The following is a 25,760-nucleotide window of genomic DNA, read 5'->3' on the forward strand; positions in this document are numbered from 1 at the left end:
TGCTTCCTGTATTTGGCGTGTCGTCGGCCACACAGTCAACCGCGCCACAGGGCACGACAACTAGCAGTTTTGTCAGTTCGTGGGCGACGGTAAGCACGTCGACGGCCAGGCATACACCGACGAGAACCCCTGGGCGTCGGCAGCCATCATCGGCCGTGCCACCAGAAAACCCTGGACGTAGGCGCAGCCGTTGTCGCGCAGCCACTGCGCCTGCGCCGTCGTTTCCACACCTTCGGCGATCACGGTGATGGTGTAATCGGCGCACAGGGCAATGACACTGCGCACCAACGCCGCATCGGCCAGCGACTCGGGCAAGCGCGCGACCAGGTGGCGATCGAGCTTGAGGGTGTCGATGGGCAAGTCGCGCAACATGCGCAGCGAACAGTCACCAGCGCCGAAGTCATCCAGCGCCACGCGCACCCCCAACTCGCGCAGGCGCTTGATCTGCTTTGCCGCGGCGTCGATGTCGTACATCAGCGAGGTTTCCGCCACCTCCACTTCCAACTGCGCCGGCGCCAGCCCGTGTTCCTCGATGGCCCGGCGCAATTCGTCGACCAGGTTCGGTTGGGTGAACTGGGCGCGGCTCAAGCTGATGCCCAGCACCAGATCGTCGGCGAACACGTGTTGCCAGTCCCGGCGCTGGGCAGCGCCCTTGCCGTAGATCCAACTGGCCAGGCGATGGATCAGGTGCGCCTCCTCCAGCAGTGGGATGAACAGCCCCGGCGGCACGTCGCCGACACTGGGGTGCTGCCAGCGCAACAAGGCTTCGAAGCCACGCAGATGTCCATCGGCGAAGCCGACCTGGGGCTGGTAGACCAAGGTGAAATCCTGATGATTGATGGCGGTGCGCACGCTGTCTTCGAGCATCAACCGCGAGCGGGCCCGGCCATTGAGCTCCTGGGCGTAGAAGCGGTACTGCTGGCGACCGGCGCGCTTGGCTGCGTACATCGCCGTGTCGCCTGCGCGCAGCAGGCCTTCGACGGTGGCGCCGCAGTCGGGGTAGGTGGCAATGCCGATGCTGATGCCCAGGCACACGTCCTGGCCGTCAACCTGCGGACAACTGGACATGCGTTCGATCAGCGCCTCGGCATAGCGACCTGCCTGTTCCGGATAGGGCAAGCCGTCGAACAACGCGGTGAACTCGTCACCGCCCATGCGCCCGAGCAGCGCCTGGGCACCCAGACAGTCCCTGAGCTGTTCGGCGACCCAGCGCAGTACACGGTCGCCCGCCTCGTGCCCAAACGTGTCGTTGATCTGCTTGAAGCCGTCGAGGTCCATGTACATCAGCGCCTGGACCTTGTCTGCGCGCTCGTTGCGCACCAGCGCAGCTTCGGCGGTCTGATAGAAACCGCGCCGGTTGAGCAGGCCGGTCAGGGGATCGGTCACCGCCTGATGCTCCAGTTGCTGGTGCAGGCTGTTCACCACCGACATATCCAGCACCGTCACCACCATGGCCTTCTGCTCGACCGACAATGGCGCACAGGACAGCGCTACCGGTATCAGCGAACCGGCTGGGGTACGCAACTGGGCATCGTGGACCCGGAAGATCTCCCGGCTCAGGTAGGCATGGTAGAAGTCCGAGTCGCGCCACAGCGCAGCACTGGGCAACTGGATCAGGTCCAGCACATGGGCACCGCGCAAGCGCGCCACCGGCACCTGGAGCAGCCGCGAAATGGCCGGGTTGGCGAAGCCGATGATGCCGCAGTCATCCACCACCACGATGCCCTCGGCAGCATTTTCCAGCACCGATGTGCTGAACGCATGCGCTGCCTCCAGTGCCTGGCTCAAGCGTTGCAGCGCGCGCTGGTTGCGCTGCTGCTCCAGAATGGCCTGTACCTTGGGCTTGAGAATCTGCGGGTCGAACGGTTTGAACAGATAGTCCACCGCCCCGCTGGCGTAGCCTTTGAGCACAGCGGCCTGGCTCTGCTCGTTGGCGGTGAGGAAGATGATCGGCGTGAGGCGCGTGCGCTGACTGCCGCGCATCAGCCGAGCGACTTCGAAACCGTCCATGCCGGGCATCTGCACGTCCAGCAGGACGAGGTCCACCTCGTGTTCCAACAGTGCGCTCAGGGCTTCCCTGCCTGAGCTTGCGGTGATCACCTGCCAATCCTGGCCGGCCAGCAAGGCGCGCATGGTGATCAGATTTTCCGGGTAGTCATCGACTACCAGCAGCACGGAGCTGCCTTGCGGTGCCGCGTATTGAGCTCCATCCATGCCACTTCTCTTCGCGAACGTCTTTGTCTTGTAGTTGGATCCGATGTCGACTCGGCAGCGGAGTTCACTGTCAGCGATGCAATCAGTTCGCTATCAATGAATTAAATCAGAATAGCCGATCAACGGAGCCCTGCAGGGCCGATGGAATGGGCCTTACGAGGGTATCGGGCGGTGGCGGCTATCCAGATGAAGGGGCACGCGCGACAGGCAAAAAAACGCCCCTGACCAAACACAGCAGGTCAGGGGCGATGCGCAGATACGCCAGACGGTTCGTTGAAAATCAAAAATCAGCCGAATGCTTCACCCAAGCGCTGTTGACGAGGCTGCAGGTGGGCGAACGATCGCGCCAGACGCTGCAGCATGTCGTCGATATTGCCGCGACTGACATCCAGTGCCGGGGAAAAGCGCACGACGTCAGGTTTCACCGCAGCGAGCAGCAAGCCTTCGCCCAAGGCGGCCTCGACCAGTGCCTGGGCCTGGGCTTCACGCAGGTGCAGCGCCCACAGCAAGCCCCGGCCACGCACCTCGCCGTGGCTGTAGCGCCGCGCCACTCGGCTCAGGCCATCGCGCAGGTGACGGCCGCTGTCCTGCACCTGGTCGAAAAAACCCGGCGCGAGCAGGGTATCGAGCACGGCCAGCCCGGCCGCGCTCATCAAGGCGTTATCGGCCTGCCTGATGGGCGTGGCGCACGCCTCGGTGCAAAGGGCGGTGCCGCGTGCCAGCAGGGCGGCCAGCGGCACACCGCTGCCCAGGCCACTGCCGAGAATGACGATATCGGCACGCACGCCATACGTCTGCTCGGCCAACAACGCTCCACAACGGCCGCTGCCGGTCTGCGTCTCGTCGAGGATCAGCAGGATGCCGAGTTCGCGGCAAAGCTGTTCGGCGCCGAGCAGGTAGTCTCGGGTCGCCGGAATCACGCCCGCGTCAGCCTGGAGCGGTTCGAGCATGATGGCCACGGTGCGCGAGTCGACTTGCGCGTGCAGCGCCGCCAGGTCGTTGAACGGCACCTGACTCACACCCGTCCCGCGGGTCCGGCCGGCGGTGATGATGCCTTCGGCGCCGCTGCGGTGCCGTCTGCCCCACTCACGGGCGAGCCTGAGCGCGTCTTCGCAGGCCTGGGCACTGCTGTCCAGCACCCAGGCCTGATCGCTGCCGGTGGCCTGGCACAGGCGCTGGATCAAGGCCTGCGCGGGCGCGCTGGCGAAATGACGGCCGGGATTGATCAGGGCCTGGGCCTGAGCGCCGAGCGCGTTGACCAGCACTGGCGGGCTGTGCCCCAGGCTGTTCATCGCCCCCGCCTGGTCGAAATCCAGGCAGGCATGTCCACGGTCGTCCCACAGCCAGGAACCCTGGCCGCGTACGAAGGCCCGGGCACACACGTTGGGCACTACCGCTGCAGTTTGGCCACGCTGCGCCTGGCGCGACTCGACAACGGCGAGCGTCGGGCGACGCCGCTTGAACAGGTTCATGGTGGCTCCACGGCATTCAGGCATGCAGGCAAGGCGCCTCGGTCTGGGCCGCAGGTCGTTGTTTTGCTCTGCCTATCGAAAACGAATACTCATCACCATCAAGATCAAGCCTATCGTTCACTTAATCCTGCTGATTGACGGCGCTAGACTAGGCGTCTCGGCGCGCCGGGGCCATTTCGTTTTCCCAGCTTTTTCGATAAGTGAATCTTATGGATTTTCGCCAACTGCGTTATTTCGTCGCGGTGTATGAAGAAGGCCATGTGGGCCGAGCCGCCGAGCGACTGTCGCTGTCGCAACCCGCGCTGTCGCAGCAGATCCGCCAGCTCGAGCACAGCCTCGACCTGAGCTTGTTCGAACGCAGCAACAAGCGTCTGTTGCCGACTCTGGCCGCGCACACCCTCTACAACCACGCGCTGCCGCTGCTCGACGGCCTGCAACGCGCCCAGGAGGCGATGCTCGGTTTCAAAGGGCAATCGCTGCGCACTCTGGCCATTGGCGTGCTGCAGACCGTGCGCCCGAGCCTGGTGCCCCGACTGCTGGAAAAGCTGCGCAGGGCGCAGCCGCATCTCGTGGTGCAGATCTATGAACTGTCGGGCCTGGAGATCGAGCGGCGGCTGCTCAACGGCAGCCTGGATATCGGCATCAGCTACCTGCCGCCGCGCCAGCCAGGGCTGCACGGTCAGTTGCTGTACGAAGATGAACTGCAACTGGTCATCCCCAACACCCACCCGTTGAAGGACTTCAAGAAAGTCTCGATCCGCCAGGCCGCCGAGCTGCCGCTGTTGATGCTGGGCGAAGAGTTCCAGATCCGCCAGATCTGGCAGGCGCAACTGGCCAATCTTGGGCGTCGGCCACAGGTTCAGGCGGAAATGAACAACATGGGCGGGATCCTCGACAGCCTGGCGAACACTGCGTTGGCGACCATTCTGCCTGGGCGGGCGAAGGAAGCGGCCGAAGACGAACAGGCGCTGCTGTGGAAGCCGCTGAGCGAGCCACGGGTGCCGCTGAAGGTCGGTTTGGTGTTTCGCGATGCACAACGTCAGCAGGCCTCGGTGGAGCTGCTGCGAACAGTGCTGGAGGAAGAAACTGACGCCCGACATGGCGCGATGCCGTAGGACGTGCATGGGAAATAAAAACCCCAGACGAAGGAAACCCCGCCGAAGCGGGGTTATCCAGACTGTTTCCCTGACATCCCTATCGTCCCACCATCCTGGCGGGAAATCCTCTTGTGTCCCTGTTCTGTCCTTTGCGCTTCCTGCGCTGCGTCCATGTGAGAAAGATTAACCCTGGATCCAATCTTAGGAAAGAGGCGAAAAGTCACCACGCAGCGTAGGAAAAAGCTTACAAGGCCGAGGATTCCGAGACGTCAGAGACGTCTCACATTACCCGTCCCGTCCATCAGAATTGCGCCGCATCCAGCAGGTACAGCGGCTCGCTGCCCGCCTTCACCGCCGCCACCAGCGAATCGACCCTGGGCAGCAGGCGTGCGAAATAGAAGCGTGCGGTGCCGAGCTTGGCGCCGTAGAAGGCCTCGTCGCCCTCGCCGACCTGTGCGGCGTGGGCCATCAAGGCCCACATGTAGGCGTAGGCGACATAGCCGAAGGCATGCAGGTATTCGACCGAGGCGGCGCCGATTTCGTTCGGATTGTCCTTGGCCTGCTGCAGCACCCATTCGGTCAGGCCGTCGAGCTGATCCAGGGCCACGCCCAACGGACGTGTGAATTCTCCGACATTAGCGTCGGCCGAATCGATGAACTGACGGACCTCATCGGCGAACAGCCGGTAGTAGGCGCCACCACTGGCCACCACCTTGCGCCCCATCAGGTCCAGCGCCTGGATGCCGTTGGTACCCTCGTAGATCTGGGTGATGCGCACGTCGCGCACCAGTTGCTCCTGCCCCCACTCGCGGATGTAGCCGTGACCACCGAACACCTGCTGGCCATGCACCGTGCACTCCAGCCCCAGGTCGGTGAGGAAAGCCTTGGCCACAGGCGTGAGCAGCGCGACCAGTTCCTCGCTGCGCTTGCGGGTGGCCGGGTCTTCGCTGAACTTGGCGCTGTCCAGTTGCAGGGCCACGTAGGTGGAGAACGCGCGCCCCCCTTCGTTCAGCGCTTTCATGGTCAGCAGCATGCGCCGTACGTCCGGGTGGACGATGATCGGATCCGCCACCTTGTCCTTGGCCTGCGCGCCGGTCGGTGCGCGGCTCTGCAAACGGTCACGGGCATACTCCACAGCGTTCTGGTAGGAGCGCTCGGCCGACGCCAGGCCCTGGATACCCACGCCCAGGCGTTCGTAGTTCATCATGGTGAACATCGCCGCCAGCCCTTTGTTCGGCTCACCGACGAGGTAACCCAGCGCCTGGTCGAAGTTCATCACGCAGGTGGCCGAGGCCTGGATGCCCATCTTGTGCTCGATGGAGCCGCAGTTGGCCGGGTTGCGCGCGCCGAGGCTGCCGTCTTCGTTGACCAGGAACTTGGGCACCAGAAACAGCGAGATACCCTTGGGGCCGGGCGGAGCGTCCGGCAGCTTGGCCAGCACCAGGTGAATGATGTTCTCGGTCAGGTCGTGCTCGCCGCCGGTGATGAAGATCTTGGTGCCGCTGACCTTGTAGCTGCCGTCGGCCTGAGGCTCGGCACGGGTGCGGATGATGCCCAGGTCGGTGCCGGCGTGAGGCTCGGTGAGGCACATGGAACCGGCCCAGACGCCTGCGTACATGTTCGGCAGGTAGCGCTGCTTGAGCGCCTCGCTGGCATGGGCGTTGATGGACAGGCAGGCCCCGGCGGTGAGCATCGGATACAGGCCGAACGACAGGCTCGCCGCGTTGACCATCTCCTCCACTTGGGCGGAGACGACCTTGGGCATGCCCATGCCACCGAACAGCGGGTCGCCGCCGACGCCGACCCAGCCCCCTTCGGCATAGGTGCGATAGGCCTCGATGAAGCCTGCCGGAGTGCGTACTGCACCGTTGTCCCAGTGGCAGCCTTCTTCGTCGGCGGCGCGGCTGAGCGGAGCGATGCTGCGACTGGTGACCTTGCCCGCTTCTTCCAGCACAGCCATGGCGGTGTCGAGGTCGACGACCTCCGCCAGGCCCGGTAGCCGAGCCCACAGATCGGCCACATTGAAGACTTCATTGAGTACGAAGCGCATATCGCGCAGGGGCGCTTTATAGTCGGCCATGACAACCTCTCGCTAGTAGAGTCGGAGCGGCCCGCCGGGGCCGCACACTGGGTTGCAGGCAGTGTAACCGAACAACTTTTACGAGACATAGGGTCATCAAGCGACCGAATGGTCATAGATGGTCACACCGTGCGTACAGCGCCACGCCGCACCGTCTGCCCGGTCTGCATCACGCAGTTGCGCCCCGCCGCCTTGGCGCTGTAGAGCGCCTGGTCGGCCGACTTGAGCACCTCATCGGGATTTCGATGCTCCGGCAGACGCTCGGCGACACCGATGCTGATGGTCACCGACACCGTATTACCCGCCGATCCGGCGCGCCGCTGGCGACCGGCGGTGTCGTTCTGCGGTCGGCTGTTCTGATCGCGTAGCTGGATGGCGTAGTTGGCGATCATTTCGCGTACCGCCTCCAGGTGCGGCAGGCACTCTTCGAGGGTCTGCCCGGCGAACACCAACGCGAACTCTTCACCGCCGTAACGATAGGCACGACCACCGCCGGTCACTTTCGACAGGCGGCTGGCGACCAGCCGCAGCACTTGGTCGCCGACATCGTGGCCGTGGGTGTCGTTGAATTTCTTGAAGTGATCCACATCGGTCATGGCGATCACATAGCTGCGCCCCAGGCGCTGCATGCGCTCGTTCAGCGCTCGACGCCCCGGCAGGCCGGTCAGCTCATCGCGGAATGCCATCTGATAGGCCTCATGGGACACCGCGGCGGCGATCATCAGCATCACCTGGCTGCACATGATGTTCAGGGTGAAGGGCAGGATGAAGGTCTGCGGCAACATCCAGAAAATGCCGATCAGACCGACGATCTGCGCCGCATGCAAAGGCCGTGGCTGGCGCAGGTACTGCACCACGAGCAGCACGAACACTCCGAAGAACAGCGGGTAGGCGAGTTGAATCAGGCTCATCCACTGGCCATGCAACGACGGCCAGCGAATTTCCGCCAGCCAGCCCAGCAACGCCTGCGGGTAGCTCTGCTCCAGGGCCAGGGCCACACCGCCGACCGCGAACAGCACGGCAAAGCGCGCAAGCATGTCCTGGGCCAGGTGAGTGCGTTCCTGCCAGGCGCCGAACAGGCCATACAGCCCCGGCAGCAGCAGGCACACCAGGTGAAACACCACCGCAGCATCTTCGCGCACCTGGCCGTGGTCGCGGTAGTAGTCGGTCTGGGTGTCGAGCAGAAAATAGGCGATGTACACCGTGACCATCAGGAACAGCTCGCGCTGGCGACGGTAGACCGCACAGTACGCGCCGCCGAGCAGCAGCACCATGGTCGGCAGTACGTTGAACAGGGAGGTGAAGAACACGCTCAGGTCGCGCACGTACGCGGCTGCGAGCCCGAACAGCAGCAGCAGGATCGAAGGCAGGAAGTGGCTCGGGCGGACAGCGGATAGGCGAAACACGGGCAATCTCCGACCCGGAAGGTCAATAATAGCATTGTGCCTTAATTCATCGGCCGCGCGCATGAATAGATGAATACAGGTGGGCGATTTACCGACCTTGGCGCATCTGCCAGGTTCCTCCAACTCAGACATGCAGGCATGAAAAAACCCGCATCGCTGCGGGTTTCTTCAGTGCGCTCGAACGATCAGTTGACCTTGGCGGCCAGCTCGCCTTTGGCGTAGCGCAGGTACATGGCGTCCAGGGAGATCGGTTTGATCTTCGAGGCGTTGCCTGCGGTGCCGAAGGCTTCGTAGCGGGCGATGCAGATGTCACGCATGGCCACGACGGTCTGGGCGAAGTATTTGCGTGGGTCGAACTCGGACTTGTTCTGCTCCAGGAAGCGACGGATCGCACCGGTGGAGGCCAGGCGCAGGTCGGTATCGATGTTGACCTTGCGCACACCGTGCTTGATGCCTTCGACGATTTCTTCGACCGGCACGCCGTAGGTTTCTTTGATGTCGCCGCCGAACTCGTTGATGATCGCCAGCCAGTCCTGCGGTACAGACGAAGAACCGTGCATCACCAGGTGAGTGTCGGGGATGCGCTGGTGAATGGCCTTGATGCGATCGATCGCCAGGATGTCGCCGGTCGGCGGCTTGGTGAACTTGTAGGCGCCGTGGCTGGTGCCGATGGCGATGGCCAGGGCATCGACCTGGGTCTTCTTGACGAAATCAGCGGCTTCTTCCGGGTCGGTCAGCATCTGGCTGTGGTCCAGGATGCCTTCGGCGCCAACGCCGTCTTCTTCACCGGCCTGACCGGTTTCCAGGCTGCCCAGGCAACCCAGCTCGCCTTCGACCGACACGCCGCAGGCGTGGGCGAACGCGACGGTTTGCTGGGTCACGCGCACGTTGTAGTCGTAGTCCGACGGGGTCTTGCCGTCTTCCTTGAGCGAGCCGTCCATCATCACCGAGCTGAAGCCCAGCTGGATCGAGCGCTGGCAGACGTCAGGGCTGGTGCCGTGGTCCTGGTGCATGCACACCGGGATGTGCGGGAATTCTTCGATGGCCGCCAGGATCAGGTGACGCAGGAAGGGAGCGCCGGCGTATTTGCGCGCACCGGCGGAGGCCTGGACGATGACCGGAGAGTCGGTCTTGTCGGCCGCTTCCATGATGGCGCGCATCTGCTCGAGGTTGTTGACGTTGAAAGCTGGAACGCCGTAGCCGAACTCGGCGGCGTGGTCCAGCATCTGGCGCATGCTAATGAGTGCCATTGTGTATCTCTCTCCCGACAAGCGTCGTTGTTTCGTGCAAGCCTGCCGCAGGGGCGGTTGCTGTTCAAGTAGTTGTGGACCGCCGTGACGGTCCGGCCAATCACGGTGCCTTGCAGCCCCGCCCAATCAGATCGTTGGTCGCTTCCCAGTACACCAGGCCTTCGTCGCCCTTGGTGTGGAAGGCGAGCACGCCATCGCTGTACAACGCACCCGAAGCGCCGGGCTCGGCCTTGAGCCGGTAGACCTGGTCGGCGCCGCCGAGGCGTACGTCCACCGCTTGCTGCGAGGCGTCGGCATAGCGCCACAACACCTCGGCCTGGCTGTCACAGACCCAGCGGGTCCAGGTGTCCGCCGGAGCGGAGGTCGGTTGCAGCAACGAGCAACCGGCCAGGGTTGCCAGGGCCAGTGCGGCCAGCAGCGCTTTCATTCAGCTTCCTCGCGTGGGGCCGGGGGTGACGCCACCGACCCACTGTTCAAGACCACAAAACCACCCATCGGTTGCCCACGACCCGATCAAGGGCAGCCGGGCGCCTTGCGCTGGTACTCGTCGTCATACTTCTCCAGACCGTCCGGCCCCAGGCGCTTGTTGATCACCGGAACCGTCTCGGCCTGCCACTGCGACTGATAGCAGCCGCCCTGGGGCGCGTGCGCCGGCTCGCTGTCCGTCGCACGATCGCTGGAACAGGCGCCGAGCAGCGCGAACAGGACCAGCACAGGCAATTGCTTGACCATCAGGTCGCTCCCTTTGCCAGGCGCCATCGCCGATCAGCCCTTGGCCCGCTCTTCGAGCACGGCCACCGCAGGCAGTACCTTGCCCTCGACGAACTCGAGGAAAGCACCGCCACCGGTGGAAATGTAGGAGATATCGGCACCGACGCCATATTTGTCGATAGCTGCCAGAGTGTCGCCACCGCCGGCGATGGAGAACGCCGCACTGTCGGCGATGGCCTTGGCCAGCACTTTGGTGCCGTTGCCGAACTGGTCGAATTCGAACACCCCGACCGGACCGTTCCACAAGGTGGTCTTCGACGACTTCAGCAGCTCGGCGAACTGGGCGGCGGTTTGCGGGCCGATGTCGAGAATCATGTCGTCGTCCGCCACGTCGGCGATGGCCTTGACCGTGGCCTCAGCGCTCTCAGCGAATTCCTTGGCCACCACCACATCCACCGGCAGCGGCACGCTGACCTTGGTGGCGATGGCCTTGGCGGTATCGACCAGGTCAGGTTCGTACAGCGACTTGCCGACCGGGTGACCGGCGGCAGCGAGGAAGGTGTTGGCGATGCCGCCACCGACGATCAGTTGGTCGCACACGCCGGACAGGCTGTTGAGCACATCGAGCTTGGTCGAAACCTTGGAACCGGCGACGATGGCCGCCATCGGCTTGGCCGGCGCCTTCAGCGCCTTGCCCAGGGCATCGAGCTCTGCAGCCAGCAGCGGGCCGGCCGCCGCAACCTTGGCGAACTTGGCCACGCCATGGGTGGAACCTTCTGCGCGGTGGGCGGTGCCGAACGCGTCCATCACGAATACATCGCACAGGGCCGCGTACTTCTGCGCCAGCTCGTCGGCGTTCTTTTTCTCGCCCTTGTTGAAGCGCACATTCTCGAACAGCACCACCTCACCGGCCTTGATCTCGACGCCGTCGAGGTAGTCGGCCACCAGCGGTACGTCGCGGCCCAGGGCCTTGCTCAGGTATTCGGCCACGGGCTTCAGGCTGTTTTCCTGGGAGAACTCGCCTTCGCTCGGGCGCCCGAGGTGCGAGCAGACCATCAGCGCCGCGCCCTTCTCCAGGGCCAGCTTGATGGTCGGCAACGCAGCCTGGATACGCGCATCGCTGGTAACCACACCGTCCTTCACAGGCACGTTGAGGTCTTCGCGGATCAGTACGCGTTTACCTTGCAGGTCGAGGTCGGTCATCTTCAACACGGTCATGAATGCAGTCCTTCAGGGCTGTTTGCGGCGGTTTGGTGGACGACGTGCAGGTAATGCCCCGCGACGTCGAGCATACGGTTGGCGAATCCCCATTCGTTGTCGAACCAGGCCAGCAGGTTGACGAGCCGAGGGCCGCTGACGCGCGTCTGGCTGGCATCGACGATGGCCGAATGCGGATCATGGTTGAAATCACAGCTGGCGTGGGGCAGCTCGGTGTAGGCCAGCAGGCCTTTGAGCGGACCGTCCAGTGCGGCCTCGCGCAGCACCCGGTTGACCTCGGCGGCGCTGGTGTCGCGAGCGGTCAGCAGGGTGATGTCCAGGCACGACACGTTGACGGTCGGCACGCGTACCGCTTTGGCCTGGATTCGCCCGGCAAGTTCCGGCAGCAGGCGCTCGATGCCGCGTGCCAGCCCGGTGGACACCGGGATCACCGACTGGAACGCCGAGCGGGTGCGGCGCAGGTCTTCGTGATGGTAGGCATCGATCACCGGCTGGTCGTTCATCGCCGAGTGGATGGTGGTGATCTGCACGTAGTCGATACCGAAGGCCTGATCCAGCACCCGCAGCAGCGGCACGCCGCAGTTGGTGGTGCAGGAGGCGTTGGAGACCAGGCGTTCGTGACCGGTCAGGCAGTGCTGATTGATGCCGTAGACCACGGTGGCATCGACATCCGCCTCGCTGGCCATGGGCTGGGAGAACAGCACGCGCGGCGCCCCGGCCTGGAGAAAACGCTGGCCGTCGACTCGGCTGTGGTAAGCGCCAGAGCATTCGAGCACCAGGTCCACGTCCAGTGCCGCCCAGTCGATGCCTTCGGGAGTGGCACTGCGCATGACTTTCACGCAGTCGCCGTTGATGTGCAGACAATCGCCATCGACCTTCACCTCGCCGGGGAAGCGGCCATGGGTGGAGTCGAAGCGGGTCAGGTATTCCAGACTGGCCTGATCGGCCAGGTCGTTCAGCGCGACGATCTCGAAGCCGGCCTTCGCCCCTCGCTCGAACAGCGCGCGCAGGACACAACGGCCGATGCGGCCGTAACCGTTGAGTGCAACTTTGTAGGGACGATCGTGGGTCATTCGCGACTCGCTAATGCAGGATGGCCATCGGGGCCGCCATGCAGCCCAGCGCGGCACAAGGCCGCTTCCACAGGGCACGGTGCAAGCAGTGCCTTGTGAAAGCGGCCTTGTGTCGCGAGACGAGGGCATCGCCCTCGCCTCGCCAGGCATGAATCAGTCTTCCAGCAGCTCTTCGGCGGTGCCCAGGATGTTCTCCAGGGTGAAGCCGAACTCCTCGAACAGCGCGGAGGCCGGGGCCGACTCGCCGTAGGTGGTCATGCCGATGACGCGGCCTTCGAGCCCGACGTACTTGTACCAGAAGTCGGCATGGGCCGCTTCGATGGCGATGCGCGCACCGACTTCCAGCGGCAGTACCGATTGCTTGTAGGCGGCGTCCTGGGCGTCGAACACGCTGGTGCTCGGCATCGATACCACGCGGACCTTGCGGCCCTGCTCGCTGAGCGCGTCGAAGGCCTGAACGGCCAGACCCACTTCCGAGCCGGTGGCGATGAGGATCAGTTCCGGCTCGCCGGCGCAGTCCTTGAGCACGTAGCCGCCACGCGCGATGTCAGCGATCTGCTGGGCGCTGCGCGGCTGATGCTGCAGGTTCTGCCGGGAGAAGATCAGCGCGGACGGACCGTCGTTGCGCTCCAGCGCGGCTTTCCAGGCCACGGCCGACTCGACCGCATCGCCCGGACGCCAGGTGTCCAGGTTCGGCGTGCTGCGCAGGCTGGTCAGTTGCTCGACCGGCTGGTGGGTCGGGCCGTCTTCGCCCAGGCCGATGGAGTCGTGGGTGTACACATGCACCACACGCTGCTTCATCAGCGCCGACATGCGCACCGCGTTGCGGGCGTACTCCATGAACATCAGGAAGGTGGCGCCGTAGGGCACCAGGCCGCCGTGCAGGGCCAGGCCGTTCATGATGGCGGTCATGCCGAACTCGCGCACGCCGTAGAACACATAGTTGCCGCTGGCATCGACGGCATCGACGCCCTTGCAGCCCTTCCACAGGGTAAGGTTGGAGCCGGCCAGGTCGGCCGAACCGCCGAGCAGTTCAGGCAGCAGCGGACCGAAGGCGTTCAGGGTGTTCTGGCTGGCCTTGCGGCTGGCGATGGTCTCACCCTTGGCGGCCACTTCCTCGATGTACTGCTGAGCCTTCTGGCTGAAGTCGGCAGGCAACTCACCGGCGCTGCGGCGCTTGAACTCGGCGGCCAGTTCCGGGAAGGCCTTGGCGTAGGCCTCGAAGCGCTGGTTCCACTCGGCTTCGGCCTTGGCACCGGCGTCCTTGGCGTCCCATTCGGCGTAGATGTCGGCCGGAATCTCGAACGGACCGTAGTTCCAGTTCAGTTCCTTGCGCGCCAGGGCGATTTCGTCGTTGCCCAGTGGGGCGCCGTGGCAGTCTTCCTTGCCCTGCTTGTTCGGCGAACCGAAGCCGATGATGGTCTTGCAGCAGATCAGCGTCGGACGGTCGCTCTTGCGCGCCGTCTCGATGGCGGTCTTGATCTCTTCGGCATCGTGGCCGTTGACGTTGCGAATCACCTGCCAGTTGTAGGCTTCGAAACGCGCCGGGGTGTTGTCGGTGAACCAGCCGTGCACTTCGCCGTCGATGGAGATGCCGTTGTCGTCGTAGAAGGCGATCAGCTTGTTCAGGCCCAGGGTGCCGGCCAGGGAGGCGACTTCGTGGGAAATGCCTTCCATCATGCAGCCATCGCCCATGAACACATAGGTGTGGTGGTCGACGATGTCGTGGCCTTCACGGTTGAACTGCGCCGCCATGATCTTCTCTGCCAGGGCGAAGCCCACGGCGTTGGCGATGCCCTGGCCGAGCGGACCGGTGGTGGTCTCCACCCCTGGGGTGTAGCCATATTCCGGGTGACCTGGGGTACGGCTGTGCAGTTGGCGGAAGCCCTTGAGGTCGTCGATGGACAGGTCGTAGCCGCTCAGGTGCAGCAGCGAATAGATCAGCATCGAGCCATGGCCGTTGGACAGCACGAAGCGGTCGCGGTCGGCGAAGCTGGGGTTGCTCGGGTTGTGCTTGAGGTAGTCGCGCCAAAGCACTTCGGCGATATCCGCCATGCCCATGGGGGCACCGGGGTGGCCGCTGTTGGCCTTTTGCACGGCATCCATGCTGAGGGCACGAATGGCGTTGGCACGATCACGACGGCTGGGCATCGCAGGTCTCCTGAGGCTTGAAGAAGTGGTGAAACGGGAAAAAGACGACCATTTTCCCCCACTGTGCGGCCAGGGGCAAACATTTCGAGCTTCAAGCGGCAAGCTTGAAGCTGCAAGACGCCGGTTCCCCCCTTACGGACCGCGTCGGACGTGCCGCCTGAAGCTCGAGGCTTGCCGCTGGCGGCGAACGGCCGCCCAATATCAAAACTTTTTGATATTGGCCTTGCGGGGGCACGGTTGGCTGTCTAGACTCCCGCTCCATGAATCTTCAAGCGCCCATCACCTCTCACCGCAGCGACGAGCTGACCGCCCTGTGCAAGGCCGGCGGCGATCCGCTGCGCCTGAACGTGCTGCGCGCGCTGGCCAGCGACTCGTTCGGCGTGCTGGAGCTGGCGCAGATCTTCGACATCGGCCAGTCGGGCATGAGCCATCACCTCAAGGTGCTGGCCCAGGCCGACCTGGTGGCCACCCGCCGTGAGGGCAATGCCATCTTCTATCGCCGCGCCCTGCCGGACAGCCAGCGCCTGGGCGGGCGCCTGCATTCGGCGCTGCTCGAAGAAGTCGACGGCCTGGCGTTGGCCCAGGAGGTGCAGGCCCGCATCGCCCAGGTGCAGCAGCGTCGCGCGGCCACCAGCCAGGACTTTTTCCTGCGCGTCGAAGAGAAATTCCGTGCCCAGCAGGACCTGATCGCCGGCTTGCCGCAATACCGGGAAAGCCTGCTGGCGCTGCTCGACAAGCTGCACTTCGGCGCCCACACCAGCGCCCTGGAGGTCGGCCCCGGCGATGGCGGTTTCCTGCCCGACCTGGCCCGGCGCTTCGCCCACGTCACGGCACTGGACAACAGCCCGACCATGCTCGAGCTGGCCCGCCAGGTGTGCGAGCGCGAGGCTCTGGACAACGTCACCCTGCACCTGGCCGACGCCCTCGGCGCCGCGGACGTGCAGGCCGACTGCGTGGTGCTGAACATGGTGCTGCACCATTTCCCCGACCCGGCCCAGGCGCTGCGCCAGTTGGCCGCACGGGTGAAGGCCGGCGGCAGCCTGCTGGTCACCGACTTGTGCAGTCACGATCAGGCGTGGGCCCGCGAAGCCTGCGGCGACCTGTGGCTGGGCTTCGAGCAGGACGATCTGGCCCGTTGGGCCACCTTGGCCGGGCTCACCCCCGGCGACAGCCTCTATGTGGGCTTGCGTAACGGTTTCCAGATCCAGGTCCGGCATTTCCAGCGGGCCGCTGGCAACACACACATCGGTACATTTTAGGAACCCTTCGAGATGAGCGAATACTCCCTTTTCACCTCCGAGTCCGTGTCCGAAGGGCATCCGGACAAGATCGCCGACCAGATTTCCGATGCCGTCCTGGACGCGATCATCGCCCAGGACAAGTACGCCCGCGTGGCCTGTGAAACCCTGGTCAAGACCGGCGTGGCGATCATCGCCGGCGAAGTCACCACCTCGGCCTGGGTCGACCTGGAAGAGCTGGTGCGCAAGGTCATCATCGACATCGGCTACAACAGCTCCGACGTCGGCTTCGACGGCGCCACCTGCGCCGTGATGAACATCATCGGCAAGCAGTCGGTGGACATCGCCCAGGGCGTCGATCGTTCCAAGCCGGAAGACCAGGGCGCTGGCGACCAAGGCCTGATGTTCGGCTACGCCAGCAACGAAACCGACGTGCTGATGCCGGCGCCCATCTGCTTCTCGCACCGTTTGGTCGAGCGCCAGGCCGAAGCGCGCAAGTCCAAGCTGCTGCCGTGGCTGCGCCCGGACGCCAAATCGCAGGTCACCTGCCGCTACGAAAACGGCAAGGTAGTGGGCATCGACGCGGTGGTGCTGTCGACCCAGCACAACCCCGAGGTGTCGCAGAAAGACCTGCAGGAAGCGGTGATGGAGCTGATCGTCAAGCACACCCTGCCGGCCGAACTGCTGCACAAAGGCACCCAGTTCCACATCAACCCGACCGGCAACTTCATCATCGGTGGCCCGGTGGGCGACTGCGGCCTGACCGGCCGCAAGATCATCGTCGACTCCTACGGCGGCATGGCCCGCCACGGCGGCGGCGCATTCTCCGGCAAGGACCCGTCCAAGGTCGACCGCTCCGCCGCCTACGCCGGCCGCTACGTGGCCAAGAACATCGTCGCCGCGGGCCTGGCCGAGCGTTGCGAGATCCAGGTGTCCTACGCCATCGGCGTGGCCCAGCCGACCTCCATTTCGATCAACACCTTCGGCACCGGCAAGGTCTCCGACGAGAAGATCGTGCAACTGGTGCGTGAGTGCTTCGACCTGCGTCCGTACGCCATCACCAAGATGCTCGACCTGCTCCACCCGATGTACCAGGAAACCGCCGCCTACGGTCACTTCGGCCGTGAGCCGCAGCAAAAGACCGTCGGCGACGACACCTTCACCACCTTCACCTGGGAACGCACCGACCGCGCTGCCGCCCTGCGCGACGCGGCCGGCCTGTAAGGCCATCTGGCGTCGAACCCGCAAGCCCCTGCCGAGCGATTGGCAGGGGCTTTTTCATACCTGATCGCACAAAACCGTAGGGACTTTCTCCCTCTTGAGGTCAATCAGGTCACCACGGTTTCCAAATGGGCAAAATCCGGGCAGGATTTCGTCTTTGTCGTCCCGCCCTGTAAAGAGGCCCTCGTTCATGAAATCAGTTTCCACGCTCGCCCTGCTGGCAGTCGTCGGCCTGGCCGCCGGCCCGCTGCAGGCGGCTCAACCCGATGCCGGCCTGACCGGCTGCGCCGCCAAACGCAGCGCCATCGAGCAGCAACTCAGCGAAGCCCGCGCGCACAACAACAGCGACCAGGCCGCCGGCCTGGAGAAAGCGCTGAGCGAAGTCACTGCCAACTGCACCGACAGCAGCCTGCGCAAGGAGCGTGAGCAGAAGGTGCTCGACGCTCGCCACGAGGTCAGCCAGCGCACCAAGGACCTGGACAAGGCCATGAAGAAGGGCGACCCGGAGAAGATCAACAAGCGCAAGGAAAAGCTCGCCGAATCGAAGAAGGAACTGCAGGAAGCGGTGGACGAACTCGAGCGCTGATGACCGAGTGGCGCGCCGGGCTCGCCGCGCGCGCTGCCGATCAGTGGTTGCGGAACTCCGTATGGCAGGCCTTGCACGCTGCCTCGACGCGGTCCATCGGCGCTTTCAGTGCCTCGGTGTTCAGCCGCTGGCCGGTGCTGGCGACGACCAGTTCGCCGGTCACGCCCTCAAGCTGGCGGGCCAGCGCCTCGAAGCGTGCCTGACGCTGCCACACCTCGGGCCGGGCACTGCTGTCGCCATCGTCGCGCACTGCCGGAAAGTGCTGCCAGGGCGCATGGGCCAAGGTATCGAGGCGCGCGGCGCCGGCCTCGAACTTCGCCGCATCGAACGGCAGGCGTCCGCGCAGCATGCCGCCCAGGTCTTCGCTGGTCTTGAGCATGTCCTTGAAGATCGCCTTGCGCTGGCCCAGCGGCGAGTTCGGGTCGACACGCTCGCAGGCGCACAGGGCCAGGGTGGCGAGCAGCACTACGGTCAATCGCTTGTACATCACGGTCTCTACGGCCAACGGAATCGGGCATGCAGTATCGCCGCCCATCGGACAAAGACCAATAGCCACACAAAAGACAAGGGCGAATATTCATCTTCGCCCCACACAGGACCGCACTTATGAAAACTGTTCTGCGTCCACTCGCCTGGGCGCTTCCGGCCCTGGCCCTGTTGGCCGGCTGCAACGGCGGCGACAGTGAAAAAGCCAAACCCGAGCCCCACGCCATCGCCACCTACAGCAGCGTCGAGTTCAAGGACCTGCCGGCCGTCAGCGACGCCGACCTGCTGGCCGGTTTCCAGGCCTGGCGCAATGGCTGCCAGAAACTCACCCGCGATCCCGTATGGGCCGCCACCTGCGACGCGGCGGTCTCGGTCCCGGCAGACCCGGCCCAGGTGCGCGGCTTCCTCCAGCAGAACCTGCAGGTCTATGGCCTGCGCTCGGCGCAGAACGATGCCAACGGCCTGATCACCGGTTACTACGAGCCGGTCTATCCAGGCAGCCTCACGCGCTCGGCCACGGCCAACGTGCCGGTCTACGGCCCGCCGGACGACATGATCGTCGTCGACCTGGCCAGCGTGTATCCGGAACTCAAGGGCAAGCGCCTGCGTGGCCGGGTCGAGGGACGCGTGCTCAAGCCCTACGACACCGCCGAAGTGATCTATCGCGACGGCGCCAAGGCGCCGGTACTGGCCTGGCTGACCGACCCGATGGACCTGCAGTTCCTACAGATCCAGGGCTCGGGCCGGGTACAACTGGAAGATGGCCGGCAACTGCGCCTGGGCTACGCCGACCAGAATGGCCATCCCTACCGGCCCATCGGGCGCTGGCTGGTGGAACAGGGGCAATTGAAGAAAGAAGACGTGACCATGGGCAGCATCCACGCCTGGGCCCAGGCCAATCCGCAACGCGTGCCGGAACTGCTGGCGAGCAACCCCAGCTATGTGTTCTTCGCCACCGGCCCCGACAGCAACGAAGGCCCACGCGGTTCGCTGAACGTCCCGCTGACGGCCGGTTACAGCGTGGCCATCGACCGCAAGGTAATTCCCCTGGGCAGCCTGCTGTGGCTCTCCACGACCCGCCCAGACGGCTCGCCCGTGGTACGCCCGGTAGGCGCCCAGGACACCGGTGGCGCGATTACCGGTGAAGTCCGCGCCGACCTGTTCTGGGGCACCGGCCCTGAAGCGGGCGAACTGGCGGGCAACATGAAGCAGCAGGGGCAGATCTGGATGCTCTGGCCCAAGGGTGCAGCATTGCCGGATGTGCCGAAGGTGCCCTGACGGAGGCGATCACCTCAGGGCCGCGCTGGGCCGCTTGGCGGCCCTGACGCGCTCGAGCCGAAAGCCCGGAATAGGCTCAGACCGACACCACGAAGAACGACACGATCAACGCCAGCCCGGCGAACCACACCAGCGAGCGCAACGCCGCCCAATCGGCCAGGTAACAGATGATGTAGAGCAACCGGCTGGTGATGTACATCACGGCCAGCACGTCCTGGGTCACCTGCTCGGCGTTGCCGACGACATCGGCCACCAGCACTGCCGCCGCGAAGGCGGGGAAGGCTTCGTAGCCGTTCTGCTGGGCGGCATGCGCCCTGCGCGGCAGCCCGGAGAGGGTATCGAGGAAGGCTCGCGGGTCGCGGTTGTCGCGCATGCCGAAACGGCCGCTGGCCACCTTGGCGATCAACGCGCACAGCGGCGGCAGGAACAGCGCGATAAGGATGCACCACAGGGCTACGGTCATATTCAGGCTCCTCGGTTCGGGAAAGTCGCAGCGCGATCGCCCGCCTGGGCGCCGGACACCGCTTGCCAACTGGGATCACGCCGTCCGGGAAAGGTTCTGCGGCCAGGCATTGCTCATCCCTGCGAGGCGGACGAAGCGTTCCATCCAGGAACGAAGCTGAGAATTCTGGTCATAAGGTGTGTCCCGATACGCGCATCAGGTCATCAAAGAACTGCACGGACCCTTCGGGTACGATTTGTAAGCCACTGTCACAGGATTCAGGATGCTTGAATTAGTCGCCGCGTTCATCTGCCTCACCACCCTCCTCACTTACGTCAACTACCGGTTCATCGGCCTGCCGCCCGCCATCGGCGTGATGGTCACGGCTCTGCTGTTCTCGCTGATTCTGCAAGGCCTGAGCCTGATCGGCTTTCCGGGTCTGGAGGAGCGCGTCGAGGGCCTGATGAACCAGATCGACTTCAACGACCTGCTGATGCACTGGATGCTGTCGTTCCTGCTGTTCGCCGGCGCCCTGCACGTGAATCTGGGCGACCTGCGCAGCTACCGCTGGCCGATCGGCCTGCTGGCGACCATCGGCGTGCTGATCGCCACCTTCGTGATCGGCTACCTGGCGCACTGGGTGTTCGCGATGTTCGGCTGGGACGTCCCGCTGATCTATTGCCTGCTGTTCGGCGCGCTGATCTCGCCGACCGACCCCATCGCCGTGCTCGGCGCACTGCGCACGGCCAACGCATCCAAACCCCTGAAGACCACCATCGTCGGTGAATCGCTGTTCAACGACGGCACGGCGGTGGTGGTGTTCACCGTGCTGCTGGGCATCATCCAGCTGGGCGAGACCCCGAGCGTGGCCGACACCGCCTTGCTGTTCGCCCGCGAAGCCATTGGCGGCGTGGTGTTCGGTGGCCTCATCGGCTACGCCACCTACCGCATGATCAAGGGCATCGAGCAGTACCAGGTGGAGGTCATGCTGACCCTGGCGCTGGTGATCGGCGGCTCGGCCATGTGCTACGAGCTGCACGTGTCGGCACCGATCGCGATGGTGGTGGCCGGTCTGATCATCGGCAACCTGGGGCGCAACCTGGCGATGAACGACATGACCCGCCGCTACATGGACGGTTTCTGGGAATTGATCGACGACATGCTCAACGCCCTGCTGTTCGCCCTGATCGGCCTGGAGCTGTTGCTGCTGCCGTTCAACTGGATGCACCTGGCCGCCGGTGGCGTGCTGGCAGTGGCGGTGCTGGCTTCGCGCCTGCTGACCGTGGCGCCGGCCATCCTGCTGCTGCGCCGCTGGCGCGAAGTGCCGCGCGGCACCGTGCGCGTGCTCACCTGGGGCGGTCTGCGCGGCGGTGTCTCGGTGGCCCTGGCGCTCTCGCTGCCGATGGGCGACGAACGCGACCTGCTGCTGTCGATCACCTACATCGTGGTGCTGTCGTCGATCCTGGTGCAGGGCTTGACCGTCGGCAAAGTGGTCCGCCGGGTCAGCGCCCAGCCCTGACCACGGCTCAGCGCGCTTCGCCGGCCCCCCGCGAAGCGCGCACTGCGCGTTATTGCTCGTCCGCGTCCGGGAATTGGTCGCCGATGTACTTGATGCGGGTCTGCCCATGGGGCGCCGGCAGGCCATCTTCGCCCAGGTTGACGAAGACCATGCGGTCCACGGTGAGGATGCTCTTGCGGGTGATCTTGTTGCGCACTTCGCACTTGAGGGTGATGGAGGTGCGGCCGAACTCGGTGGCGGTGATGCCCAGCTCGATGATCTCGCCCTGGCGCGAGGCGCTGACGAAGTTGATCTCGGAGATGTACTTGGTCACCACGCGCTGGTTGCCCAGTTGCACGATGGCGTAGATCGCGGCTTCCTCGTCGATCCAGCGCAGCAGGCTGCCACCGAACAGGGTGCCGTTGGGGTTGAGGTCTTCGGGCTTCACCCACTTGCGCGTGTGGAAATTCATGGCGACTCCTCGGATGCCTGACTGACGGACGACCATGATGGCAGAGCGGCCCACCGGCCTCCACCGGGCATCGACTATCGTCTCGATTAATCGACGGAAAGTCTTGGGTGTGTCACATCGGCGCGGCTATAATCTGCCCGTTTCCAAATGGCCACCCGCTGCGGTGGTCATCCCGCCACCCGTCCGAGGGGCGCTGCAGCAGGTCTTCCTGTCAGGCTCGGACGGGGCGTTGTCCGCTCCAGCGGACGCTCAACGCACAACGGCGCCCATTCGCACACTACGAATGGAGGCTCTTCATGAGCGCTGTAAACACGCCTGCTGGTTTTTCCGATTTCAAGGTCGCCGACATTTCCCTGGCCGACTGGGGCCGCAAGGAAGTCATCATCGCCGAGTCGGAAATGCCGGCGCTGATGGGCCTGCGCCGCAAGTATCAGGCTGAGCAACCGCTCAAGGGCGCACGCATCCTCGGCTGCATCCACATGACCATCCAGACCGCCGTGCTCATCGAGACCCTGGTCGCGCTGGGCGCCGAAGTGCGCTGGTCGTCCTGCAACATCTTCTCCACCCAGGACCAGGCCGCTGCCGCCATCGCCGCTGCGGGCATCCCGGTGTTCGCCTGGAAAGGCGAGACCGAGCAGGAATACGAGTGGTGCATCGAGCAGACCATCCTCAAGGACGGTCAGCCATGGGACGCCAACATGGTGCTGGACGACGGCGGTGACCTGACCGAAATCCTGCACAAGAAATACCCGGCCATGCTGGCCAAGATCCACGGCGTCACCGAAGAGACCACCACCGGCGTGCACCGCCTGCTGGACATGCTGGCCAAGGGCGAGCTGAAAGTCCCGGCGATCAACGTCAACGACTCGGTCACCAAGAGCAAGAACGACAACAAGTACGGCTGCCGTCACAGCCTGAACGACGCCATCAAGCGCGGCACCGACCACCTGCTGTCGGGTAAGCAGGCCCTGGTGATCGGCTACGGTGACGTGGGCAAGGGCTCGGCCCAGTCGCTGCGTCAGGAAGGCATGATCGTCAAGGTCACCGAAGTCGACCCGATCTGCGCCATGCAGGCGTGCATGGACGGCTTCGAAGTGGTCTCGCCATTCAAGGATGGTGTCAACACTGGCACCGAAGCCGGCATCAACAAAGACCTGCTGGGCCGCATCGACCTGATCGTCACCACCACCGGTAACGTCAACGTGTGCGACGCCAACATGCTCAAGGCCCTGAAGAAGCGCGCCGTGGTCTGCAACATCGGTCACTTCGACAACGAGATCGACACCGCCTTCATGCGCAAGAACTGGGCATGGGAAGAGGTCAAGCCTCAGGTGCACAAGATCCACCGCACCGGCGCCGGCACCTTCGATCCGCAGAACGACGACTACCTGATCCTGCTGGCCGAAGGCCGTCTGGTGAACCTGGGCAACGCCACCGGCCACCCGAGCCGGATCATGGACGGCTCGTTCGCCAACCAGGTGCTGGCGCAGATCTTCCTGTTCGAGCAGAAGTTCGCCGACCTGAGCGCCGAGAAGAAGGCCCAGCGCCTGACCGTCGAAGTGCTGCCCAAGAAGCTCGACGAAGAAGTGGCCCTGGAAATGGTCCGCGGCTTCGGCGGCGTGGTCACTCAACTGACGCCGCAGCAGGCCGAGTACATCGGCGTGACCGTCGAAGGTCCGTTCAAGCCGGACGCTTACCGCTACTAAGCGGCAAGCAAGGGCGGCGCGCGTGGTTGCCGCGTGAAGCTGCTGTGCTTGGATCTTGATCATGCTACGCCAGGTCGGCCATCACCGAACTGGCGTCTACTTGCAGCTTGAAGCTCGACGCTTGAAGCTGAGGAACCAGAGATGTCACAAGAACGCCGTTACAGCTTCGAGTTCTTCCCGACCAAGACCGACGCCGGCCATGAAAAGCTCATGGCCGTCGCCCGTCAATTGGCGACCTACAACCCCGACTTCTTTTCCTGCACCTACGGCGCCGGCGGCTCGACCCGAGACCGCACGCTCAACACCGTGCTGCAACTGGAAAGCGAAGTGAAGATTCCCGCCGCCCCGCACCTGTCGTGCGTCGGCGACACCAAGGCCGAGCTGCGCGCCCTGATCGCCGAGTACAAGGCGGCCGGGATCAAGCGCATCGTCGCCCTGCGCGGCGACCTGCCGTCCGGCATGGGCATGGCCAGCGGCGAACTGCGCCACGCCAGCGACCTGGTCGAGTTCATCCGTCAAGAGACCGGTGATCACTTCCACCTGGAAGTGGCTGCCTACCCCGAGATGCACCCGCAGGCGCGCAACTTCGAGGACGATCTGGCCAACTTCGTGCGCAAGGTCAAGGCCGGCGCCGACAGCGCCATTACCCAGTACTTCTTCAACGCCGACAGCTATTTCTATTTCGTCGAGCGCGCCCAGAAGTTGGGGGTGGACATCCCGATCGTGCCGGGCATCATGCCGATCACCAACTACAGCAAGCTGGCGCGCTTCTCCGACGCCTGCGGCGCCGAGATCCCGCGCTGGATTCGCAAGCAGTTGGAAGCCTATGCCGACGACAGCGCCAGCATCCAGGCCTTCGGCGAAGAGGTGATCACCGCCCTGTGCGACGAGTTGCTGCAAGGCGGCGCACCGGGGCTGCACTTCTATACCCTGAACCAGGCCGAGCCAAGCCTGGCGGTGTGGCAAAACCTCAAACTGCCGCGCTGAAATCCTAAGATAACGCCATCTTAAGAAAAGCTTAGAGCTCCCAACGTACAATGGGAGCTCTTTTCAACTCAGGGCCTGGCAGGTCTGCTCGATGTCACTTTCTAACGACGAAATCCCTCAACTGATCTATCTCGCCTTCGGGCCAACCACCTACCATCAGGAAGCCTGCTTCAGTATCGTCAGCGCCTTGGCCCATCTGCGCAACACTCCTGGCCAGGCACTGCAAATCCAGGTATTCACGGATGATCCTGCCCCCTACGCACTGCTTCCGGTCACCGTGCACGTGCTTGACGAACAGACCCGCCACCTCTGGAACCAGCCCCATGGCTACCATTTCCGTAGCAAACACGTGGCGCTTCGCCAAGTGTTGGACCATTACAAGAAAGCGGTTTTGATCGATACGGATACTTTTTTCCGAACCTCCCCAGCCGCGCTGATGCATCGGGTCGAGACAGGTACTTTGCTCTGCAACGCTTTCGGTGGCCGCTACGACCACAACACGCACTGCCCGCTGTATACCAAGCTTCACGGCCTGCTTCAGCAACGAGGCTTGGCCGATGACGGGATGCCACTGGTCAACTCCGGGGTAATCGGGCTGACAGCCCAGGACTCAGCCATTCTCGACCGTTCCATTGCCTTGATGGATGAATGCTACCCGCTGGCCCGCGAAGCTTATTCGCTCGAGGAGTTCTGCTTGGCAGTGGTCGCTGCCTCCACACTGAAGCTCAGCGAATGCACCGATGTCATCCATCATTACTGGAGCCACAAAAAGCAATTCCGCGCCAAGATCCAGGCCTGGCTGCACAAACACGGCGCCGACCCACTGAGCCATGCCGCATTGGCCGATATTCAGAACGTCAGCGACCAACTCCCACGCCCACCATTGCTGCACCGCCTTAGCTACAAGGTCATGAGCTTGACCTTGCCCAGCCAACAACGCCAATTCGCGCGTGAACTGCTGTATGGCAGCTACCCCTATGCCAACGAGTTTGATCGCGCCTGTGCGACGGCGTGGTGGGACAAGGCACGGGAGAATATGGATCAGCGACATGGCCACCTCGGTCCTGAGCAGTTGCGTCGGTGCCTGCGCCGGCCCGGCTTGCGCTTGACGCTGGGCTCACGTCGTAAAGAAGTCGAACAGCATTTGCTGGCCACCCACAAAGACTGAAGCCGT

General features: G+C 64.2%; 22 protein-coding genes and 1 riboswitch. Of the genes, 9 read left to right on the forward strand and 13 right to left on the reverse strand.

Annotation, left to right across the window (positions count from 1 at the left end; all coding sequences use genetic code 11):
• Nucleotides 1-72 precede the first annotated feature (72 nt).
• The gene (locus tag ACK2SD_RS22270; RefSeq protein WP_412460866.1) at nt 73-2,214 is read right to left on the reverse strand and encodes a putative bifunctional diguanylate cyclase/phosphodiesterase; all 2,142 of its coding nucleotides are present in this window, start codon (nt 2,212-2,214) and stop codon (nt 73-75) included.
• Nucleotides 2,215-2,501: 287 nt separating this feature from the next.
• Nucleotides 2,502-3,686 (reverse strand): aspartate aminotransferase family protein, encoded by a 1,185-nt coding sequence (locus ACK2SD_RS22275; RefSeq protein WP_412460867.1) that lies wholly within the window; start codon nt 3,684-3,686, stop codon nt 2,502-2,504.
• Nucleotides 3,687-3,895: 209 nt separating this feature from the next.
• Between ACK2SD_RS22275 and ACK2SD_RS22280 the strand changes: the two genes are divergently transcribed.
• Entirely contained in the window at nt 3,896-4,801 is a 906-nt protein-coding gene (locus ACK2SD_RS22280) for a LysR family transcriptional regulator (RefSeq protein WP_295486705.1), read from the forward strand.
• Nucleotides 4,802-5,084: 283 nt separating this feature from the next.
• On the opposite strand, the gene ACK2SD_RS22285 is transcribed toward ACK2SD_RS22280, so the two are convergent.
• The 8 genes from ACK2SD_RS22285 to tkt form a co-directional block, all read right to left on the reverse strand.
• On the reverse strand, nt 5,085-6,863 hold the full coding sequence (locus tag ACK2SD_RS22285; RefSeq protein WP_412460868.1) for an acyl-CoA dehydrogenase C-terminal domain-containing protein: 1,779 nt from the start codon (nt 6,861-6,863) through the stop codon (nt 5,085-5,087).
• A gap of 122 nt (nt 6,864-6,985) precedes the next feature.
• The gene (locus ACK2SD_RS22290; RefSeq protein WP_412460869.1) at nt 6,986-8,269 is read right to left on the reverse strand and encodes a diguanylate cyclase; all 1,284 of its coding nucleotides are present in this window, start codon (nt 8,267-8,269) and stop codon (nt 6,986-6,988) included.
• Nucleotides 8,270-8,454: 185 nt separating this feature from the next.
• Nucleotides 8,455-9,519 (reverse strand): class II fructose-bisphosphate aldolase, encoded by a 1,065-nt coding sequence (gene fba / locus ACK2SD_RS22295; RefSeq protein ID WP_029614535.1) that lies wholly within the window; start codon nt 9,517-9,519, stop codon nt 8,455-8,457.
• Between the two features lie 100 nt (nt 9,520-9,619).
• A complete protein-coding gene (locus ACK2SD_RS22300) occupies nt 9,620-9,946 on the reverse strand; it encodes an MliC family protein (protein WP_029614536.1) in 327 nt (108 codons plus the stop codon).
• An 86-nt stretch (nt 9,947-10,032) separates the two neighbouring features.
• Entirely contained in the window at nt 10,033-10,251 is a 219-nt protein-coding gene (locus tag ACK2SD_RS22305) for a hypothetical protein (protein ID WP_039583343.1), read from the reverse strand.
• Nucleotides 10,252-10,284: 33 nt separating this feature from the next.
• On the reverse strand, nt 10,285-11,448 hold the full coding sequence (locus tag ACK2SD_RS22310; protein WP_412460870.1) for a phosphoglycerate kinase: 1,164 nt from the start codon (nt 11,446-11,448) through the stop codon (nt 10,285-10,287).
• Nucleotides 11,445-12,521 carry an erythrose-4-phosphate dehydrogenase gene (gene epd / locus ACK2SD_RS22315; RefSeq protein ID WP_039582772.1) on the reverse strand — a complete coding sequence of 359 codons (1,077 nt, stop codon included), beginning with the start codon at nt 12,519-12,521 and terminating at the stop codon, nt 11,445-11,447. The genes ACK2SD_RS22310 and epd overlap by 4 nt, the downstream gene beginning before the upstream one ends.
• A 153-nt stretch (nt 12,522-12,674) precedes the next feature.
• Nucleotides 12,675-14,672 carry a transketolase gene (gene tkt, locus ACK2SD_RS22320; RefSeq protein WP_412460871.1) on the reverse strand — a complete coding sequence of 666 codons (1,998 nt, stop codon included), beginning with the start codon at nt 14,670-14,672 and terminating at the stop codon, nt 12,675-12,677.
• A gap of 260 nt (nt 14,673-14,932) precedes the next feature.
• Between tkt and ACK2SD_RS22325 the strand changes: the two genes are divergently transcribed.
• The 3 genes from ACK2SD_RS22325 to ACK2SD_RS22335 all read left to right on the forward strand — a co-directional run bounded on the left by ACK2SD_RS22325 (nt 14,933) and on the right by ACK2SD_RS22335 (nt 17,717).
• The gene (locus tag ACK2SD_RS22325) at nt 14,933-15,931 is read left to right on the forward strand and encodes an ArsR/SmtB family transcription factor (RefSeq protein WP_116887424.1); all 999 of its coding nucleotides are present in this window, start codon (nt 14,933-14,935) and stop codon (nt 15,929-15,931) included.
• Between the two features lie 12 nt (nt 15,932-15,943).
• Nucleotides 15,944-17,134, forward strand: coding sequence for a methionine adenosyltransferase (gene metK, locus ACK2SD_RS22330; protein WP_029614541.1), 1,191 nt, complete (start codon nt 15,944-15,946; stop codon nt 17,132-17,134).
• Nucleotides 17,135-17,321: 187 nt separating this feature from the next.
• Nucleotides 17,322-17,717: a DUF1090 domain-containing protein gene (locus tag ACK2SD_RS22335; protein ID WP_029614542.1), complete on the forward strand. Its 396-nt coding sequence runs from the start codon at nt 17,322-17,324 to the stop codon at nt 17,715-17,717.
• Nucleotides 17,718-17,757: 40 nt separating this feature from the next.
• On the opposite strand, the gene ACK2SD_RS22340 is transcribed toward ACK2SD_RS22335, so the two are convergent.
• Nucleotides 17,758-18,204: a c-type cytochrome gene (locus ACK2SD_RS22340; RefSeq protein ID WP_412460872.1), complete on the reverse strand. Its 447-nt coding sequence runs from the start codon at nt 18,202-18,204 to the stop codon at nt 17,758-17,760.
• A 119-nt stretch (nt 18,205-18,323) separates the two neighbouring features.
• Between ACK2SD_RS22340 and ACK2SD_RS22345 the strand changes: the two genes are divergently transcribed.
• Nucleotides 18,324-19,481 carry a murein transglycosylase A gene (locus tag ACK2SD_RS22345; RefSeq protein WP_412460873.1) on the forward strand — a complete coding sequence of 386 codons (1,158 nt, stop codon included), beginning with the start codon at nt 18,324-18,326 and terminating at the stop codon, nt 19,479-19,481.
• 76 nt (nt 19,482-19,557) lie between these two features.
• Here ACK2SD_RS22345 and ACK2SD_RS22350 read toward each other — a convergent pair whose 3' ends face one another.
• Nucleotides 19,558-19,944, reverse strand: a complete 387-nt coding sequence (locus ACK2SD_RS22350) for an MAPEG family protein (RefSeq protein WP_039582763.1) — start codon at nt 19,942-19,944, stop codon at nt 19,558-19,560.
• Nucleotides 19,945-20,206: 262 nt separating this feature from the next.
• Here ACK2SD_RS22350 and ACK2SD_RS22355 point away from each other — a divergent pair, with 262 nt between their 5' ends.
• On the forward strand, nt 20,207-21,442 hold the full coding sequence (locus ACK2SD_RS22355; RefSeq protein ID WP_412460874.1) for a cation:proton antiporter: 1,236 nt from the start codon (nt 20,207-20,209) through the stop codon (nt 21,440-21,442).
• A gap of 49 nt (nt 21,443-21,491) precedes the next feature.
• On the opposite strand, the gene ACK2SD_RS22360 is transcribed toward ACK2SD_RS22355, so the two are convergent.
• On the reverse strand, nt 21,492-21,893 hold the full coding sequence (locus ACK2SD_RS22360; protein ID WP_029614545.1) for an acyl-CoA thioesterase: 402 nt from the start codon (nt 21,891-21,893) through the stop codon (nt 21,492-21,494).
• Between the two features lie 179 nt (nt 21,894-22,072).
• A riboswitch (S-adenosyl-L-homocysteine riboswitch) is annotated at nt 22,073-22,168 on the forward strand.
• Nucleotides 22,169-22,189: 21 nt separating this feature from the next.
• On the opposite strand from ACK2SD_RS22360, the gene ahcY reads away from it, so the two are divergent.
• The 3 genes from ahcY to ACK2SD_RS22375 all read left to right on the forward strand — a co-directional run bounded on the left by ahcY (nt 22,190) and on the right by ACK2SD_RS22375 (nt 25,754).
• Entirely contained in the window at nt 22,190-23,599 is a 1,410-nt protein-coding gene (gene ahcY / locus ACK2SD_RS22365) for an adenosylhomocysteinase (RefSeq protein ID WP_342649895.1), read from the forward strand.
• A gap of 141 nt (nt 23,600-23,740) precedes the next feature.
• A complete protein-coding gene (gene metF / locus ACK2SD_RS22370; protein ID WP_039582760.1) occupies nt 23,741-24,586 on the forward strand; it encodes a methylenetetrahydrofolate reductase [NAD(P)H] in 846 nt (281 codons plus the stop codon).
• A gap of 91 nt (nt 24,587-24,677) precedes the next feature.
• On the forward strand, nt 24,678-25,754 hold the full coding sequence (locus tag ACK2SD_RS22375; protein WP_412460875.1) for a hypothetical protein: 1,077 nt from the start codon (nt 24,678-24,680) through the stop codon (nt 25,752-25,754).
• The last annotated feature ends 6 nt before the right edge of the window (nt 25,755-25,760 follow it).

The organism is Pseudomonas sp. SC11 (assembly GCF_047039205.1).
GTDB lineage: Bacteria > Pseudomonadota > Gammaproteobacteria > Pseudomonadales > Pseudomonadaceae > Aquipseudomonas > Aquipseudomonas boreofloridensis.